Source organism: Nocardia uniformis NBRC 13702 (assembly GCF_001613345.1).
GTDB classification, from domain to species: Bacteria; Actinomycetota; Actinomycetes; order Mycobacteriales; family Mycobacteriaceae; genus Nocardia; species Nocardia uniformis.
Map to the genome: position 1 here is coordinate 13,249 of NZ_BDCE01000005.1, position 16,377 is coordinate 29,625.

At 64.3% G+C, this 16,377-nt stretch carries 14 protein-coding genes; 6 read left to right on the forward strand and 8 right to left on the reverse strand.

Features of this window, described 5'->3' with window-relative positions:
• Positions 1-2 precede the first annotated feature (2 nt).
• The 6 genes from NU1_RS00720 to rpsF all read right to left on the reverse strand — a co-directional run bounded on the left by NU1_RS00720 (position 3) and on the right by rpsF (position 5,154).
• Positions 3-1,328, reverse strand: a complete 1,326-nt coding sequence (locus NU1_RS00720; RefSeq protein WP_067516254.1) for an LAGLIDADG family homing endonuclease — start codon at positions 1,326-1,328, stop codon at positions 3-5.
• Between the two features lie 84 nt (positions 1,329-1,412).
• Positions 1,413-2,801: a replicative DNA helicase gene (dnaB, locus tag NU1_RS00725; RefSeq protein WP_067516256.1), complete on the reverse strand. Its 1,389-nt coding sequence runs from the start codon at positions 2,799-2,801 to the stop codon at positions 1,413-1,415.
• Positions 2,802-3,424: 623 nt separating this feature from the next.
• Complete coding sequence (rplI, locus tag NU1_RS00730) at positions 3,425-3,880, reverse strand: 50S ribosomal protein L9 (RefSeq protein WP_067516258.1); 456 nt, start codon at positions 3,878-3,880, stop codon at positions 3,425-3,427.
• Positions 3,881-3,897: 17 nt separating this feature from the next.
• A complete protein-coding gene (gene rpsR / locus NU1_RS00735) occupies positions 3,898-4,149 on the reverse strand; it encodes a 30S ribosomal protein S18 (RefSeq protein ID WP_067516340.1) in 252 nt (83 codons plus the stop codon).
• Between the two features lie 49 nt (positions 4,150-4,198).
• Entirely contained in the window at positions 4,199-4,759 is a 561-nt protein-coding gene (locus tag NU1_RS00740; RefSeq protein WP_067516259.1) for a single-stranded DNA-binding protein, read from the reverse strand.
• 104 nt (positions 4,760-4,863) lie between these two features.
• On the reverse strand, positions 4,864-5,154 hold the full coding sequence (gene rpsF / locus NU1_RS00745; RefSeq protein WP_067516261.1) for a 30S ribosomal protein S6: 291 nt from the start codon (positions 5,152-5,154) through the stop codon (positions 4,864-4,866).
• A gap of 325 nt (positions 5,155-5,479) precedes the next feature.
• On the opposite strand from rpsF, the gene NU1_RS00750 reads away from it, so the two are divergent.
• The 6 genes from NU1_RS00750 to NU1_RS00775 all read left to right on the forward strand — a co-directional run bounded on the left by NU1_RS00750 (position 5,480) and on the right by NU1_RS00775 (position 14,433).
• Positions 5,480-6,787, forward strand: coding sequence for a glycosyltransferase family protein (locus tag NU1_RS00750; RefSeq protein ID WP_245719889.1), 1,308 nt, complete (start codon positions 5,480-5,482; stop codon positions 6,785-6,787).
• 119 nt (positions 6,788-6,906) lie between these two features.
• A complete protein-coding gene (locus NU1_RS00755) occupies positions 6,907-8,670 on the forward strand; it encodes a cutinase family protein (RefSeq protein WP_084520860.1) in 1,764 nt (587 codons plus the stop codon).
• A gap of 164 nt (positions 8,671-8,834) precedes the next feature.
• The gene (locus tag NU1_RS00760; protein ID WP_157551913.1) at positions 8,835-10,553 is read left to right on the forward strand and encodes a YML083C domain-containing protein; all 1,719 of its coding nucleotides are present in this window, start codon (positions 8,835-8,837) and stop codon (positions 10,551-10,553) included.
• Between the two features lie 140 nt (positions 10,554-10,693).
• Positions 10,694-12,229 carry an FAD-binding protein gene (locus NU1_RS00765; protein WP_067516266.1) on the forward strand — a complete coding sequence of 512 codons (1,536 nt, stop codon included), beginning with the start codon at positions 10,694-10,696 and terminating at the stop codon, positions 12,227-12,229.
• A 36-nt stretch (positions 12,230-12,265) separates the two neighbouring features.
• Entirely contained in the window at positions 12,266-12,889 is a 624-nt protein-coding gene (locus NU1_RS00770; RefSeq protein ID WP_067516268.1) for a class I SAM-dependent methyltransferase, read from the forward strand.
• On the forward strand, positions 12,886-14,433 hold the full coding sequence (locus NU1_RS00775; RefSeq protein ID WP_067516270.1) for a phytoene desaturase family protein: 1,548 nt from the start codon (positions 12,886-12,888) through the stop codon (positions 14,431-14,433). The genes NU1_RS00770 and NU1_RS00775 overlap by 4 nt, the downstream gene beginning before the upstream one ends.
• A gap of 11 nt (positions 14,434-14,444) precedes the next feature.
• Here the strand turns inward: NU1_RS00775 and NU1_RS00780 are convergent, their stop codons facing one another.
• A complete protein-coding gene (locus tag NU1_RS00780; protein ID WP_067516273.1) occupies positions 14,445-15,359 on the reverse strand; it encodes a LysR family transcriptional regulator in 915 nt (304 codons plus the stop codon).
• Positions 15,359-16,279: a LysR family transcriptional regulator gene (locus NU1_RS00785; protein WP_067516275.1), complete on the reverse strand. Its 921-nt coding sequence runs from the start codon at positions 16,277-16,279 to the stop codon at positions 15,359-15,361. Before NU1_RS00785 ends, NU1_RS00780 begins: the two co-directional genes overlap by 1 nt.
• Positions 16,280-16,377: the final 98 nt, after the last annotated feature.

The window sequence follows — 16,377 nt, forward strand, 5'->3', positions numbered from 1 at the left end:
AATCACAGTCCTCCGCTCGGACCGGTGCCGACCAATACGCCGTGGGCGAGGAAGTTGTGGGTGCCGGGCACGGTGGCGCCGTAGACCTCTTGCTCTCCGAGACACGTGACCTCAGCAATGCAATCCCAGAAGAGGTCGCTTCTCGCGAACGTCGAGAGGAGGGGATCGTCGAGGATTTCAGCGACGCGAGCCAAACGCGAGCGGCTGGGTGCGTACTTCCACATCGTAGAACCGCAGAACTTGGTTCCCATGGCGGCCTGGAATTCACGATGGCGGATCTCTTTGGTTGCGAGCAGATTACGCACCCTGCTCCAGATCTCCTTCGGAACAGTGTCCACATTGGTGTTGGGGATCAGCTCTGCCAGTTCGACGAGCGCGCCTTCAGCGGCAACTCCGCGGGCTCCATGAGCGCCAATATCTTCCAGGAAGCTCCGCTGATTGATCATGCCGTCGACAGTAAGATGCCAGCAATCGCGGTAGCCGGGCTTGGTGACGCGTTTTATGCGTCCGTGAACCTCGAGGCGAAGCAGCAGACGTGCGACATCGTGAATCAGCCGAAGACTAGTCGATCCGTAATAGATTCGGGCTTGGCGCGCCCGCGCGTCCCATCGAACCGAGCCGTCGGTGGCCCACAGATGCCGGAGAAAAAGCGCGACCTGATCGGTGGGCAGTGTGAAAACAGGTTCCGGAACGAACTTCTCGTAGCTGCGCAAACCGAAGAGGCCGAGCTCATCGAGCCATGCCGCAATCGGATTACGTCTGCCATGAGTGAGCCGAAAGGGCGCGGGCAAACGGAGCGTGATGACCCGAGCCGCCGGGTACTCGTCCCGAACGGCGGTAATACCGAAGTGTCTCGCTGCCGCTGCTACCGCTGCGAGATTCTCTTCGTCGATACTCGCATAGCGGATCGGTTGGCGCTTCACGCAGGAACCGTCACCGATCATGTGAGCCAGCAGAATCACCTCGGCGTCAGGCATTTCCACCGCAATGGCGGGCGCAGGAGTCCACCGCGGAATGGCCACGCGGGCACCGACCGCCAACTGTGCGACCTGAGTCCATCCATCTACAGTCAGGAGATTGAGGTCTGCCGACGCCTCGATGACACAACCGGAGGCAAGCTGCACTCGCAGGACCCCCTGCCGGCCGTCCGCGCAGACGTGCACCATCTGGCGAGCGACCATACGCATGTGCTGGTCCGCCGACCACACGGCGGGTTGCTCACCGCTGCGCAGTATCGAACCCAGCGAAACCTCAGCTCCATTGTCTGCCCGTAGAATTCGTGCCGATTCGGGCAAATGGCCGATTTGGAGAAAACGCGACGTATCCACTCAAATCCCCCTGTCTGCGACTGCAATCGAAGCAATTATTGCGCAAAAGACGGGGGATTGAGCTAGAATCGAACGTAGATTCGATCAGCCTCGAGCCATATCCACAAAGCGACTGAGGTGCAGCTGATGTGCCACCGTAATGGTGGCAGTCGGACCATTACGATGTTTACCAACAATAAGGTCCGCTTCACCGCCGCGAGGGTCATCTCTTTCGAATGCATCAGGCCGATGGAGCAGGATGACCATGTCAGCATCTTGTTCAAGACTTCCCGACTCGCGCAAATCAGACACCATTGGCCGCTTATCCGTTCGCTGTTCCGGACCACGGTTCAACTGCGAAATAGCGATTACCGGAACCTCTAATTCCTTGGCCATCAACTTGAGGCTTCGAGAGAATTCCGAGACTTCCTGCTGACGTGATTCGACCTTCTTACCGGAGGTCATCAGCTGCAGGTAGTCGACCACGATCAGGCGTAGGTCGTGGCGCTGCTTGAGCCGCCTAGCCTTGGCGCGAATTTCCATCATGGTGAGGTTCGGCGAATCGTCCACGAACAGAGGCGCTTCGCTGATTTCGCTCATACGCCGGGCCAGCTTGGTCCAGTCGTCGTCACTCATCCGGCCCGCGCGCATATCGCCTAGTTTGATCTTCGCTTCAGCGGATAGGAGACGCATGACGATTTCGGTGCGGCTCATTTCCAGGGAGAAAATAACGCTCGCCAAACCGTGCTTGATCGAGCAACTCCGCATAAAATCCATTCCGAGGGTCGATTTACCGACACCCGGCCTCGCCGCAACGATAACCATTTGGCCAGGATGTAGGCCATTCGTCAATTCGTCGAGTTCGGTGAATCCCGTTGGTACGCCCAGGGAAATTCCGCCACGGCTGGCGATGGAGTCGATTTCGTCCATCGTGGGCTGGAGGAGGTCCTCGAGGGGGAGGAAGTCTTCGCTGGCTCGGCGTTCGGTGACGTCGTAGAGCTCGGCCTGGGCTCGGTCTACCACCTCGGCTACGTCTTGGCCGTCGGCGCCGGCGTAGCCGTACTGGACGATGCGGGTGCCCGCTTCGACCAGGCGGCGGAGGATGGCCTTCTCGGCGACGATTTCGGCGTAGTAGCCGGCGTTGGCGGCGGTGGGGACCGTCTGGGTGAGCGTCACCAGGTACGGGGGGCCGCCGATGCGCTTGAGTTCGCCGCGGCGGTCGAGGGTGGCGGAAACCGTGACGGGGTCGGCGGGTTCGCCGCGGCCGTAGAGGTCGAGGATCGCTTCGTAGACGGCTTCGTGGGCGGGGCGGTAGAAGTCGCCGGGGCGGATGACCTCGATGACGTCCGCGATGGCGTCCTTGGACAGCAGCATGCCGCCCAGGACCGATTGCTCGGCGGCCATATCGTGGGGAGGTTGGCGGCCGAAATCCTCGCCGGGGGGTTCGTAGGAGGAGCCGCCCTCGTCGTGGCCGCGATCGTCGACGACTGCCATCAGACTCGACCGTCCTCTCTCATCCCGCCCGGAACCACCTTCGTTGTACGCCTCGGCACCGACATGTATCGGTATCTGTCGCGGCGTTGCGAGCGCGCGTCGGCAAACGCTTGGTGCCGAGCGCTGGGTACGTGAGACCGTGCCATCCCGGGTCCGTGGTCACGGCACTGGAGCGAACCTAGGCGACCGTCCGGGTGCCCGCCAAACCGACCTGTGCACATAACTGGGGACAACGTGGGCATTGTTCACCAGCTGTTGTGCACCCCCTGTGTATGACCTGGGGAGAAACTTCGGCGGAATACATCAATCCGCAGGTAGCGGCCGGTTTCACACTGTTCGCAACTGTGGATCAATTCGGTGCGGCGTGTCGCTGGACATGAACATTCGGGCGTGTTGGATGAACAGCATCCGTCATGATGTGGCTTGCGACACAACCAGGAGGGTCGGTTTGCTAAGTCATCCACAACCCCGGCAAACACCGAGAAGCGGCAAATGTTCCACCGACCCGACGAGCACCGGCAATGTGCGAAAGCCAATCACCAGCAAACCACAAAAGGGGCAAACAGAACCGGAGGCCACCTCCGAGATTGAAGATGGCCTCCGGTCGACGCCTTACCCCGCAATTACTCGGCGGCAGCGACCTGCAGGTCGAACTTGGCGACCACGGACGGGTGCAGGTGCACCACGACATTGTGCTTGCCAGTGGACTTGATATGCGCCTTCGGCAGCTCGATGCTGCGCTTGTCCACAACCGGACCGCCGGCGGCCTTGATGGCCGAGGCGACGTCGGAGGTGGTCACCGAACCGAACAGCTTGCCGGTGCCAGCGGTCTTGACAGACAGCGACACGGCAGCCAGGCCCTCAATGGCCTGCTTCAGCTCGTTGGCGTGGTCGAGGTCGCGCACCTTACGGGCGTCCTGCGCCCGGCGGATGCCCTCGACCTGCTTCTCCGCACCGCGGCTGGCAACGATCGCCAGGCCGCGGGGCAGCAGGTAGTTACGGCCGTAACCGTCTTTGACCTCAACGGTGTCGCCGGGCGCACCGAGGTTGTCCACATCAGCAGTCAGAATCAACTTCATCGCTGTGCTTTCCCTTCTCAGCGAGCCGTGGAGACGTAAGGCAGCAGGGCCACCTCACGCGAGTTCTTGACGGCAACAGCGATATCGCGCTGGTGCTGGACGCAGTTGCCCGTCACCCGACGAGCGCGGATCTTGCCGCGATCGGAGACGTACTTACGCAGCATCGTCGTATCTTTGTAGTCGATATTGACGGTGCCGGACTTGGCTTCCTTGCAGAACGCGCAAGCCTTCTTCTTCAGCACCTTTTCGCGCGCCGGTGCTTTGGCCATGGTCATCTACTCCGTAGTTTCGGGAGCCTTCAGGCTCCAATGCCGTTGTTCAGAACGGCGGTTCATCGTCCATATGCCCGCCCCCGAAGGAGCCGGCCGCGGGCGCGCTGCCCCATGGGTCGCCGCCGCCAGAGCTTTGCTGCTGGCCGCCACGAGCGCCGCCACCACCGGAAGAGTTGGAGTTGGCCGAGTTGCCGCCGCCCCCACCGCTGCCGCCGCCGAAGCCGCCGCCCCCACCGCCACGGGTGGTCTTGGCGATCTTCGCGGTGGCGTACTTCAGCGAGGGACCGACTTCGTCGACCTCGAGCTCGACGACCTGACGCTTCTCACCCTCGCGGGTTTCGTAGGAGCGCTGCTTGAGTCGCCCGCTCACGATCACTCGTGAGCCTCGGGTCAGGCTCTCGGCGACATTTTCCGCAGCGTCACGCCAGATGTTGCAGCGCATGAATAGCGCTTCGCCGTCTTTCCATTCATTGGTATTACGGTCGAAAATGCGGGGAGTCGACGCGACGGTGAAGTTCGCGACGGCCGCTCCCGCGGGCGTGAATCGAAGCTCGGGGTCAGCCGTCAGGTTTCCGATGACGGTGATGACCGTGTCGCCTTGAGCCATGGTTCCTCCTGCTCTCCGGTGCAGTCCGCAGTGCACACGTTCGTTGCGCTCAGCCTAGAGAAAGGGACCGACGCGAAACGAGCGCACATGCTGGAGGACTGGACTTACTTCTTGTCGAGGCGCAGCACCTTGGTGCGCAGCACCGATTCGTTGAGACCGAGCTGGCGATCGAGCTCGCTCACGGTGGCGGACTCGGCGGTCAGATTGACGACCGCGTAGATGCCTTCGCTCTGCTTGCTGATCTCGTAGGCCAGACGGCGGCGACCCCAAATATCGACCTTGTCGACTTTGCCGCCCTCAACCGTCACAACATTCAACATGCTGTTCAGGTTCGGGCCAACGGTGCGCTCGTCCAGGCTCGGATCGAGAATAACCATCACTTCATAATGACGCACGGACCTCATCACCTCCTGTGGACTGTAAACGGCCCACGGACTGTCCGTGGGCAGGAGGGTTCGTTGCGTCAGCAACCCGACAAGGCTACATGAGGGGTTCGCGAGACCGCGAATGGGGCGTACTCAGGGGTTTTGGTCCGTCGATCCCGAAGCGAAATGCCGGGGTCCGGCGGCTTCCGGGGGCAACCCGGGCCGACGGTAACCTCGGCCGCCTAGTCTGGTGGCCATGCCGAACCGACCCGCCGCCTCGGAGCCGGTCGCCGACCATCGAGATGTCGGCCGTCGTGCGGGTGTGGCGGCGAATCTGGTGCCCGCCGTGGTGTCGATGCTGGCGTGCGCCGTCACGCTGCTGCTCGCGTATGCCAATAAGGCGCGGTGCGCGGTGGGCGCGGTCGACGGTGACGGGCGCAGTCTGATCTTCGACACGATCAAGGATTCGAACGCCTGTTACTCGGATATCCAATTCCTATGGCTCGGGCGCGATATCAATGAGCACGTCTTTCCGTATGTGTCGGGGGGTATCACGCCGGATGGCACACTGACCGGTGGTGCGGTCGAATATCCGGTACTCAGTGGACTTCTCATGTGGCTCGGGGCGCTCGGCGCCGATGATGATGTCGCATTCCTGCTGCACTCCGCGCTGCTGCTGGCCCCCTTCGCGCTGCTGACCGCGTGGCTGCTGGGGCGGATGGCCGGTGGGGCGGCACTGCTGTGGGCGGCCGGACCGCCGCTGGTGCTGTACGCGTTCCACAACTGGGAGCTGCCCGTGGTGTGCACCGCGGTGGCGGCGGTGTATGTGGTGCTGGTGCCGACCCGCTATTCGTTGCGGGCCAGGGCGATCGCGGCGGCGGTGCTATTGGGGATCGGGTTCTGCCTGAAGCTGTATCCGGGCATCTTCGTACTGCCGTTGGCCGTGTATGTGCTGGTCGCCGACCGCGACTCGGCCGCGGACAAGCGCTATGACGTGCGCGGCGCGCTCGCGGTGGTGGGGGCGGCGATCGGCACGGTGGTCGCGATCAATCTGCCGTTCGCGCTGGTCGGCTATGAGGGCTGGCGGGCATCGATCACTTTCCAACAGTTGCGTCAGGCCGATATCACCACGAATTCCATTTGGTACTGGGGCCTTCGACCGCTGTTCGATCCGAGCCTGGAGGCGGAGGCCGCCTTCCAGGACGTGGTGTCGATCGCCTCGCCGCTGCTGATACTGGCGGCCTTCGCACTGGCCCTGTGGCTGGGGTGGAGGCGCTACGCGGGCACGGGCGTATTCCCGTGGATCGGGGTGAGCGGGGCCATGCTGTGTGGATTCCTGCTTTTCCACAAGGTGCATTCGCCGCAGTACACATTGTGGCTGATTCCGTTTCTGGTGCTGCTCGAGGTGCCGTGGTCCGCGATCGCCGGATATCTGATGGCGGACGCGGCCATCGGGATCGGCGTGTTCCGGTACTTCTACGCGCTCGGCGCGGGGCATTCGGCGGAGCTGGAGGAGAATATCGTGCAGTTCGGGGTGTGGGGTCGCGCCGTCCTGTTGATTTTCTTCTTCTTCGCTTTCATACGTGCAGCTCAACGGGGTTCGCACCGCGTGCCGGAGACGGTTACCGATCAGCGTCGGGGCGCTCTCGTTCCGGTCTCGTAATGACCGATTACATCTCACCCCAGTAACGCCCAGCTTTCCGATCACGACGTTCTCCTTGACACATGGCCTGTCGGGGGGCCTGTCCGTCCACCTGTCGGTAGTGAAATGGGGAACTGGGCATGGCTCTTCGGGAGTTCTTTGTGCGGCATAGAACGGCTTCGGCCGGTGCCGCATTGGCCACCTTGGCGGTCGCTGCGATCGGCGCGGCGTCAATGGGACTGACATCGACGACGCGAACAGCGGATACCCAGCTGAAGTCATCGGTTACGGAATGCCATGAGATGGTGACGATTTCGGTGGCCGGGCGCAATGACACGCCCGTCTCCGGCACCACGAAAATGCTGGTCGACGCGAACGGTAAGGAATTGCCCGCCGCGCTGGCCGGTGACTACAACAGTAGATGGCTCGATCCGGTCGTCAATGCCCCGGACGCCAACTCGAACGCCGCCATTTACATCGCGTATCCGGCGAACCTGGATACCTATGAAGAGGCCGTCACCACCGGCGTGACGAATACCAAGCAGGTCATGCGGGAGATCGCGGCGGCCTGCCCCGACACGAAGTTCTCGATCGTCGGCTACAGCGAGGGCTCCGACGTGGTGCGGCGGGTCGCGATGGAGATCGGGAATCAGCCCGAGGGCGAGTACGGGATCGTGAATCCCGATGATGTCCTCGGTGTGGTCATCCTCGCCGATCCGGGTCGCAAGGCGGGCGATGGGACGTTCATCGGTGCGCAGGATCCGAATAATCCGGACGGCTTCGACCTGAAGTACGGCGGGAAGACCGCGGGCGGTGCGGGCGCACTGCCCGGTACCGGTGGTGACTTCGGTGCCCTCAACGGCAAGATCGCGTCGTTCTGCTCCGACGGTGACCTCACCTGCTCCGCACCGGAGAACATTTCACTGCTGACCCTGGGTATCAATGTGGGTCGGCAGATCAATGTCGATGCCCTGCAGCGCGACGGGCTCACCCCGGCGACCGGACAGGATGTCGCTGTCACTCTCGGCAATATCGCCTTGGCGGCGTTCGCCGATATCCAGTCGAACCCGAATTGGTGGACGAGTGACGAGACCTTCCTCGATGTGCTGCTGAAGGTGTCGGATCCGGCCTATAAGCCGGGTGAGTCCAAGGCTCCCGCGAAGGCGGACGCCATCGCGGGCGAGCAGATGGCGCCTTTGGCCTATCTGCCGCAGAAGATCTTCAACGAGATCATCGGTCTCATCGTGACGAATCAGAACACCGTTCCGGTGATCATGAACGACCCGTACAAGCAGACGCTCGGGGATAACCACGAGGGTCATCACTTCGATTACTGGAAAGACGCTGATCCGGCCAATGGCAAGGACCTGACGTCGGCCGAGTACGCGGCGGCCTGGCTCACCCACCTGTCGAAGCAGGCGCAGGCCGGCGAGAAGGTCGATACGTCGGCCAAGCCGAACAAGGAGGACCTCGCCACCGTCTACCAGGTGACGGCCGCCTCCACGGCGCCGACCACCACGACGACCAAGAGCACGACGTCGTCGTCGACCAAGTCGTCGTCGACCACATCGTCGACGTCCACCAGCACCACGAAGACCACCACCTCGACGACCACCCCGGCTCCGACAACCACGGTGCCGCCGACAACGACCGCACCGTCGGAGACCTCGAGCACGGCGGTCACACCGGAGGCGACGACAACGGCGTCTCCGGCTCCGGTAGCGGCGTCGCCCACGGAGACCACCAAGCCCGAGACCACCAAGCCCGAGACCACCAAGCCCGAGACCACCAAGCCCGAGACCACCGAGCCCGGGACCACCGAGCCCGCGGCGGCACCGAAGGCGACGACCACCGAATCGGACACGACGACAACGACATCCGCGGCGCCGACTCCCACGAAGTGAGGACCGGTGAGGGCAGCGTAATCGCGCGTTGAGCGAATCGATCACCGGCGATCAGCTTTCGGCTGATCGCCGGTTTTCGTTCCCTTTGTGCCCGATTGTCGGTTATGGGAGAGTCGAGCCGCTGTATCGGGGCGTGCAGGGCGTCGCGGCAGGAGGGGCTCGGAATGTCATTGGTGTTGCTGTCGAAAGATGCTGTCGAGGGGCCACTTTCCGTAATGGGGGCTTCGGGCGATATCTATGACATCGCACGGGAAGTATTCGGGTCCGGTGGTGCGGGGTCGGAGCTGCACCGGTGTCGCGATCGGCAACAGCGGGAGCGCCTGTACAAGCTCTTCGAATCCCCGATTACCGATGCGAATGCCATCGAATGGATCGCCCGCGCAGCCGATTTCGGCCGTGAGGTGGTGCTCGCCGCCGAACAGCGGGTGGGCTCGTCGGGGGCGGCCTCGAGTTCGATCACCTGGCCGATCGACCTGGTGCAGCGCGGCGGTGCGCTGGTCGGAGTAATCCTGCCCGCGGGACCCGGTGACTTCTCGCTGGCCGATGCCTCGCCGCTGACCTTCGACCGGTTGTATTCGGCGCTGGAGAGCCCACCGGACGCGTATCTGCGTGTGGCGCTATTGATTCGCGCCTGCGAGATCGTCGAAATGCTCGATGAGCGCGTGCTGGTGTACGGCGAGCGGTTCAGCCTGGCCGTACTCATCTATCGAGGTCTGTTTCTCGCGCCGGATGCGCCGCCGAGCGAGGACGGCGTATGGCAGTCGTCGGCGGGTATCCCCACCGATCTGGATCCGCGCCTGCGAGCGCTGTTCGATCGGGCGTTCGGCGGACCCTACACCCGCCCCTCCGCCGGGGAATGGCGCACCGGCCTTCGCGAGGTATTCCTGACTCCTGACGGCGCGTTCTACCGGCAGGACTCGATGGTTGTACTCGATTGGCACACACAGCGATTCCGTACTACCGGCGCGGCACCGTCCGGTGGACCGGTGCCGTCGGCGGCACCGGTGGCGATGGAAGCACCGGTCGCGGCGGAAACACCGGTCGCGGCGGGAACACCGGTCGCGGCGGGAACACCGCCTCCGCCACCGGCGACGGTGGGAACACCGTTCGCGCCGACGCCGCCCGGCCGGTCGCCTGCGACATCCCCCGCACCAGCCGGTAATTCGGGAGCTTGGCTCACGGGCATCCTGATCGGAGTCGCGGCTCTGGTCGCGGTGGTCAGTCTGGTCGCACTCAATATGCGCGATACCAGCACCACGAGCAATGTGGCCTCGACAACCAGCTACTCCCATTACTCCTCCGACACGACGACAAGCGGTTACGTCACCCCGACCGCTCCCCCGTTCGACTGGAATTCCCTCGGCAACGCGGCTACCGACAAGACCCCGTTCACCTCGGACGCGCTACTGCCCCAGAGCTTCCGGGATTCGAAGAATGTGGAGTACACCCTGCGAGCCGGTGGCCCGAAGGACTGCATTACCCGAGATATGTCGGAGAATGTGAAAAATATTCTGTCGCAACATAATTGCGAGCAGATGATCGCCGGTTCGTATGTCGATGCCTCCGATCAGATCCTGGTGTCGATCAATGTGCTCGCCTTCCCGACGACCGCCGACGCGGACAGCCTGTACGAGACCATGAGGGGGCAGATACAGGATTGGGCGGTGTGGTGCCCGCAGGACGGGGCCGGAGCGTCGGTGTGCGACAACTATGCCGGCTACGCGACGCGCAGCGGCTGGGGTGCCACGAACTACCGCTACGTCTTCGAATCGACCGCGCTCTACATCAATCTGACTCAGGACAGCGATATCAAGGACTGGTTGGACGCGGCCGCGAGCGCGGTCGTCACGGAGGCCGGGCCGGAAAACTACTGGCAGAAGTAAGCGGGTGGTCGGAAGTACCGCACGTTTGGCGGCCGGGCTGCCCGCAGACACCGATCTTCCTGAACACCGGGACGGCGGGTGCGCGGACAGCCCGCGATACCTACCGTCGACTGGAAGCGGGGATCCGGCGAGGAGTTGCGGTGACGGTCTGGAATGAAGAAGTCGATGTGCTGGTCGCGGGGACGGGTGGCGGCCTCGCCGGTGCCTATACGGCGGCGCGCGAAGGACTGAGTGTGGCGGTTGTCGAGGCGACCGACAAATTCGGTGGCACCACGGCGTACTCGGGCGGCGGCGGTATGTGGTTTCCGGGCAATCCGGTGCTGCGGCGGGCCGGGGTGGACGACAGTTTCGAGGATGCGCTCACCTATTACCGTGCGGTGGTAGGGGATCGGACGCCGGTGGAGCTGCAGGAGACCTACGTGCGAGGTGGCGCGCGGGTGATCGAGTACCTGGAGCGCGACGAGTCCTTCGCATTCCACATGTACCCGTGGCCGGACTATTTCGGTAAGGCGCCCAAGGCCCGGGTGGATGGGAAGCGACACATCGTTCCGGCACCACTGCGCGCGGCCGAACTGGGTGAGCTGAGCGAATCGGTGCGCGGGCCCCTGTCGACCGACCGCCATGGCGCTCCACAGCCGGAGTCGTTGATCGGTGGGCGGGCCCTGGTCGGGCGGTTCCTGCTGGCAATGTCGAAGTATCCCAATGTTTCGCTGCGCCGGAACGCACCGCTGGTGGAGCTGGTGGTCGAGGACGGTGGGGTGGTCGGTGCGATTGTCGAGGTCGAGGGTGTACGGACCGCGATCCGGACTCGAAGGGGAGTCCTGCTGGCGGCGGGCGGTTTCGAGGGCAACGACGAACTGCGGCAGCGCTTCGGCGTACCCGGCGTCGCACGAGACACCATGGGTCCCTCGGGAAATCAGGGCAGGGCGCACGAGGCGGCGATGGCGGTCGGCGCGGATACCGATCTGATGGATCAGGCCTGGTGGTCGCCCGGCCTGATCCATCCGGATGGTCGCGCGGCCTTCGCATTGTGGTTCACCGCAGGTATTTTCGTGAATCAGCGGGGCGAGCGTTTCGTCAATGAATCGGCCCCCTACGACCGATTGGGCCGCGAGGTCATCGCGGGTATGGCCAACGGTTCGGTGACGCTGCCGTACTGGATGATCTACGACGACACCGCGGGTGTGGTCCCACCGGTGCAGGCCAGCAATGTGCCGATGGTCGAAACCGAGAAGTACATCGAGGCCCGACTGTGGCATACCGCCGATACCCTCGAGGAGCTGGCCGCGAAGCTCGACATCCCGGGAGATAGCTTGGCCGCGACGGTTATTCGTTTCAACGAACTGGCCGACAAAGGCGTGGACGAGGATCTCGGGCGCGGCGACGAAGCCTACGATCGAGCCTTCACCAATGGCGCATCGCCACTGGTCCCGATCCGCAAGGGTCCGTTCCATGCGGCGGCCTTCGGTATCTCGGACCTCGGCACCAAGGGTGGTCTGCGGACGGATACGGCGGCGCGGGTGCTGGATACCTCGGGCGCTCCGATTCGGGGTCTGTACGCGGCGGGGAACACCATGGCGGCGGTCAGTGGCACCGCCTACCCCGGCGGCGGCAATCCCATCGGCGCCTCGGTGCTCTTCAGTCACCTGGCCGTCCTGGACATGCTCGACCGTTAGCCCGGTATCGGTCTCGGCCGTCCTACAGTCGATGTCATGACTGAAGTCGCGAACGTGGTGCGGACGGCGTACGACAAGGTGGCGGAGCTGTATGCCGCCATGTACGAGCGGGCGCTCGGCCAGATGCCGTTCGACCGCGCCATGCTCGGCGCATTCGCCGAGTTGGCGGCGGACACCGGCCCGGTCGCCGACCTCGGCTGTGGACCGGGGCGGCTCACCGGTCACCTGCACGCTGTGGGGCTGGATGTATTCGGGGTGGATCTGTCCCCGGAAATGATCCGGCTGGCCCGCATCGCCCATCCCGAAATCCGGTTCGAGCAGGGCAGCATGGCGTCCCTCGACCTTGCCGACGGCGCACTGGGCGCACTCGTGGCCTGGTACTCCATCATTCACACCCCACCGGAACAACTCCCGACCATCCTCGACGAGTTCGCCCGCGTACTACGGCCCAATGGCCTTGCGCTACTGGCATTCCCGGTCACCGATGCGTCGGTGGAGGCCTTCGATCACAAGGTCGCCACCGCCTACCGCTGGTCGCCGGAGAGCCTGGCCGAACTATTGGACCGGCACGGCCTGCGCACCACCATGCGCATGGTGCGGGAGCCGAATGAGCTCGAGCGCGGCAGGCAGGCGTGCCTGCTGGTGGAGAAGGGCGCATGAGGCCGACCCGGGGCCGCTATGACGTGGTGATTGTCGGCGGTGGCCACAATGGTCTGGTCGCGGCGGCGTATCTGGCGCGGGCCGGGAAGTCGGTGCTGGTGGCGGAGCGGCAGCGGCACACCGGCGGGGCGGCGGTTTCGGAGCGGGTATTCGCCGGGGTGGATGCGCGGTTGTCACGGTTTTCGTATCTGGTGAGTTTGCTGCCGGATCGGATTGTTCGGGATCTGGGGCTGCGGTTCGCGGTGCGACGGCGGCGCATTTCGTCGTATACGCCGGTGGGGACGGGTGGGCTGCTGGTGGACGGCGGGTCCGAGCAGCGAACCAGGGAGAGCTTCGGTCGATTGACGGGTTCGGACCGCGATTTCCGTGCGTGGCAGCGGTTTTACGAGGGTACCGGGGAGTTGGCGCGGCGGGTCTTTCCGACGCTGACCGAGCCGCTGCCGACGCGGACCGAGCTGCGCGGGGTGGTGGGCGATGACGCGGTGTGGGAGGCGGTGTTCGAGCGGCCGCTCGGGGAGGTGGTGGCGGCGACCTTCGCCGATGACACGGTGCGCGGGGTGGTGCTCACCGATGCGTTGATCGGGACGTTCACGCACGCGCACGATCCGTCGCTGCTACAGAATCGGTGCTTTCTCTATCATGTGATCGGCGGTGGGACCGGGGAGTGGAATGTGCCGGTCGGCGGGATGGGCGCACTGACGGACGCGCTGGCCGACGCGGCGCGGGCGGCCGGGGCCGAGATCGTAACCGGCTGCGCGGTGACCGGTATCGAAACCGATGGCAGCACAGCGGAAGTCCGTTTCGACAATAGTGCGGTAGGTGCGAAGTATGTGCTGGCCAATGCCGCGCCGTACGAATTGGGGCATCTGCTCGGGCAACCCGTCCAGAAGCCCGAGGGTGCGCAGCTGAAGATCAATATGCTGTTGCGTCGGCTGCCCGCGCTGCGGGATACGACGATCGATCCGCGCGATGCCTTCGCCGGGACCTTCCATGTCGCCGAATCGGCCGCACAGCTCGAGCGCGCCTACGCGGAGGCTGCGTCGGGCCGAATCCCTTCCGCGCCACCGTCGGAGATCTACTGCCATACCCTCACCGATCCGTCGATTCTGTCGCCGGAGCTGATCGCGCAGGGTGTGCACACCCTCACCCTGTTCGGATTGCACACTCCCGCGCGGCTTTTCGATAAGGATCCAGCCGGGGTGAAGGCTGCCCTGGTCGATGCCACGCTGGCAGAACTCGATTCGGTACTCGCCGAACCCATTCGCGACTGCCTGGCCCTCGACGGGAACGGCAACCCCTGTCTGGAAGCCAAATCGCCGCTCGATCTGGAGCGGGAGATCGGCATGCCCGGCGGCCATATCTTCCACCGCGATCTGGAATTCCCTTATCGCGCCGATGATTCCGACGAAAATCCGTCGACCCACTGGGGCGTTTCGACCCCGCATCGCAATATTCTCCTGTGTGGCGCTGGCGCGGTTCGCGGCGGCGGAGTCAGTGGTATCGGCGGTCACAATGCCGCCATGGCCGTCCTCGAAAGTCACTGAGCAGAAAGCGTTTACGATAGATTCGTGACATCGTCCGGTGCGCAGACCTCGAGGCAGCATTGGATGAAATCGCCGACCACCGGATTGGCGTCGGAGGAATCGGGCCAGGCGACCGCCACGCGGCTGGGCCCGATCCCCCGGACCGGCCGGTAGACGATGCCCGGGCGGGGGTAGTAGCGGGCGGCGCTGGCGGGCGCGAAGCTGATGCCGAAGCCATTGCCGATGGCGGTGAGCCATTCGTCGGTGTTGTGCGCGATGGCCCCGATGATCACGGTATCGGCGGGGCGTTCATCGCCGCCGATCCAGAAGTCGCGCCACCAGCCGTTTTCGGGCGGCGAGGCGATGTACGCCTCGTGCCAGAGGTCCACGAAGTCGATCTCGTCCCGGGCCGCCAGTCGATGGTCGGCCCGCAGGACTATCCAGCGTGGTTCGGCGAACAGCTCGCGGGTGCGATAGCGGTGGTCACCCGGGAAGGGCAGCCGGATCAGCGCGGCATCGACCTCACCGTCGTCCAGACCGGCGGACGGGTCGGTCCAGGCGTTCTGGCGCATATCGATACGCCAATCGGGATGTGCGCGCCGGAAGGCAGCGATAATCTCCGGGGTGAATTCGTTTGCGGCGCTGGCGATGAAGCCGATGCGCAGCAGCCGGGCGGCGCGACTGGCACCGCTCTTCGTTTCCCGCAGCATACGATCCCAGCCCGCGAGCAGACCCGCCGCGTGTTCGGCGAAGATCCGGCCGGGTTCGGTGAGGGTCATACCGCTGCGGGAGCGGGTGAACAGTTCCACGCCCAGTTGCTGTTCCAGGTATTTGATCTGTTTGGTGAGCGCGGGTTGCGATACGTAGAGGCGTTCGGCCGCGCGGGTGAGGTTGCCCTCGTCGGCGACGGCGGCGAAATAGCGCACCAGTCTGGTGTCGATATCCATTACGACGGTCGCCGGTGTCCGTCGGCCGACTGGCCGATCACATCGGAGCAGCAGCGGATGAAATACCGCACCACCGGATCGGTTTCGGAGGCGTCGGGCCACACCACGGCGACGCGCGTCGGGCCGATGCCCTGGACGGGGCGGAACACCACGCCGGGCCGCGCGTGGGTGCGGGAGGTGGAGGCGGGGGTGAAACTCACGCCGAATCCCTTGGCAATGGCCATGAGCCATTCATCGGTATTGCGGGCAATGGCGCCGATAATGGCGGTATCGGCGGGCCGGGCGTCCAGACCCATCCAATAGTCGCGCCACCAACCGGTTTCCGCCGGGGAGGCGACATACGGCTCATCCCATAGCTCACGGAAGGCGATATCGTCGCGCTCGGCGAGCGGATGGTCCTCCGGGAGCGCTATCCAGCGCGGCTCGGTGAACAGCTCACGCAGGTGGTATTCGTCCTGACCCGGAAACGGCAGGCGCAGCAGGGCTACATCCACATCGCCCTCGTCGAGTCCGGCGGTGGGGTCGGTCCAGCCACCCTGCCGGATATCGACCTCCCAGTCGGGATGTAGCCGATGGAAGACCCGGACGATTTCGGGGATGTGCCCGTCCGCGGCGCTCTGCACACATCCCAGTCGCAATACGCAGGCCGCCCGGCTGGCATCGCTCTTGGTATCTCGCAGAATTCGGTCCCACCGGGAAAGCAATGCCGGTACCTGTGCGGCGAGCACCTTGCCCGGCGCGGTGAGTGTCATGCCCGCCCGGGACCTGATGAACAGTTCCATACCCAGCTGATTTTCCAGCTGCTTTATCTGGGTGGCCAGCGCGGGTTGGGCAACGTGGAGTCGCTGTGCCGCCCGCGGCAGGTTCTCGGTTTCCGCGACCGCCATGAAGTAACGCAGCAGTCGCGTATCGATGTCCACACCCTAAGGTTACGAACGCGTCTACCCCCAGGCACACCGCGGCGTCCGCGGCCGGGCCTCGCACCGGATGCTATTCGCGATTCCGGCGCACCGTTATT

What these genes read in the sequence shown, in the direction of transcription:
- NU1_RS00775 (WP_067516270.1), top strand. Translation starts at nt 12,886, where the DNA reads ATGAGGCCGACCCGGGGCCGCTATGACGTGGTGATTGTCGGCGGTGGC.
- NU1_RS00740 (WP_067516259.1), bottom strand. Translation starts at nt 4,759, where the DNA reads ATGGCTCAAGGCGACACGGTCATCACCGTCATCGGAAACCTGACGGCT.
- rplI (WP_067516258.1), bottom strand. Translation starts at nt 3,880, where the DNA reads ATGAAGTTGATTCTGACTGCTGATGTGGACAACCTCGGTGCGCCCGGC.
- NU1_RS00780 (WP_067516273.1), bottom strand. Translation starts at nt 15,359, where the DNA reads ATGGATATCGACACCAGACTGGTGCGCTATTTCGCCGCCGTCGCCGAC.
- NU1_RS00770 (WP_067516268.1), top strand. Translation starts at nt 12,266, where the DNA reads ATGACTGAAGTCGCGAACGTGGTGCGGACGGCGTACGACAAGGTGGCG.
- NU1_RS00750 (WP_245719889.1), top strand. Translation starts at nt 5,480, where the DNA reads ATGCTGGCGTGCGCCGTCACGCTGCTGCTCGCGTATGCCAATAAGGCG.
- dnaB (WP_067516256.1), bottom strand. Translation starts at nt 2,801, where the DNA reads ATGGCAGTCGTCGACGATCGCGGCCACGACGAGGGCGGCTCCTCCTAC.
- NU1_RS00760 (WP_157551913.1), top strand. Translation starts at nt 8,835, where the DNA reads ATGTCATTGGTGTTGCTGTCGAAAGATGCTGTCGAGGGGCCACTTTCC.
- NU1_RS00755 (WP_084520860.1), top strand. Translation starts at nt 6,907, where the DNA reads ATGGCTCTTCGGGAGTTCTTTGTGCGGCATAGAACGGCTTCGGCCGGT.
- rpsR (WP_067516340.1), bottom strand. Translation starts at nt 4,149, where the DNA reads ATGGCCAAAGCACCGGCGCGCGAAAAGGTGCTGAAGAAGAAGGCTTGC.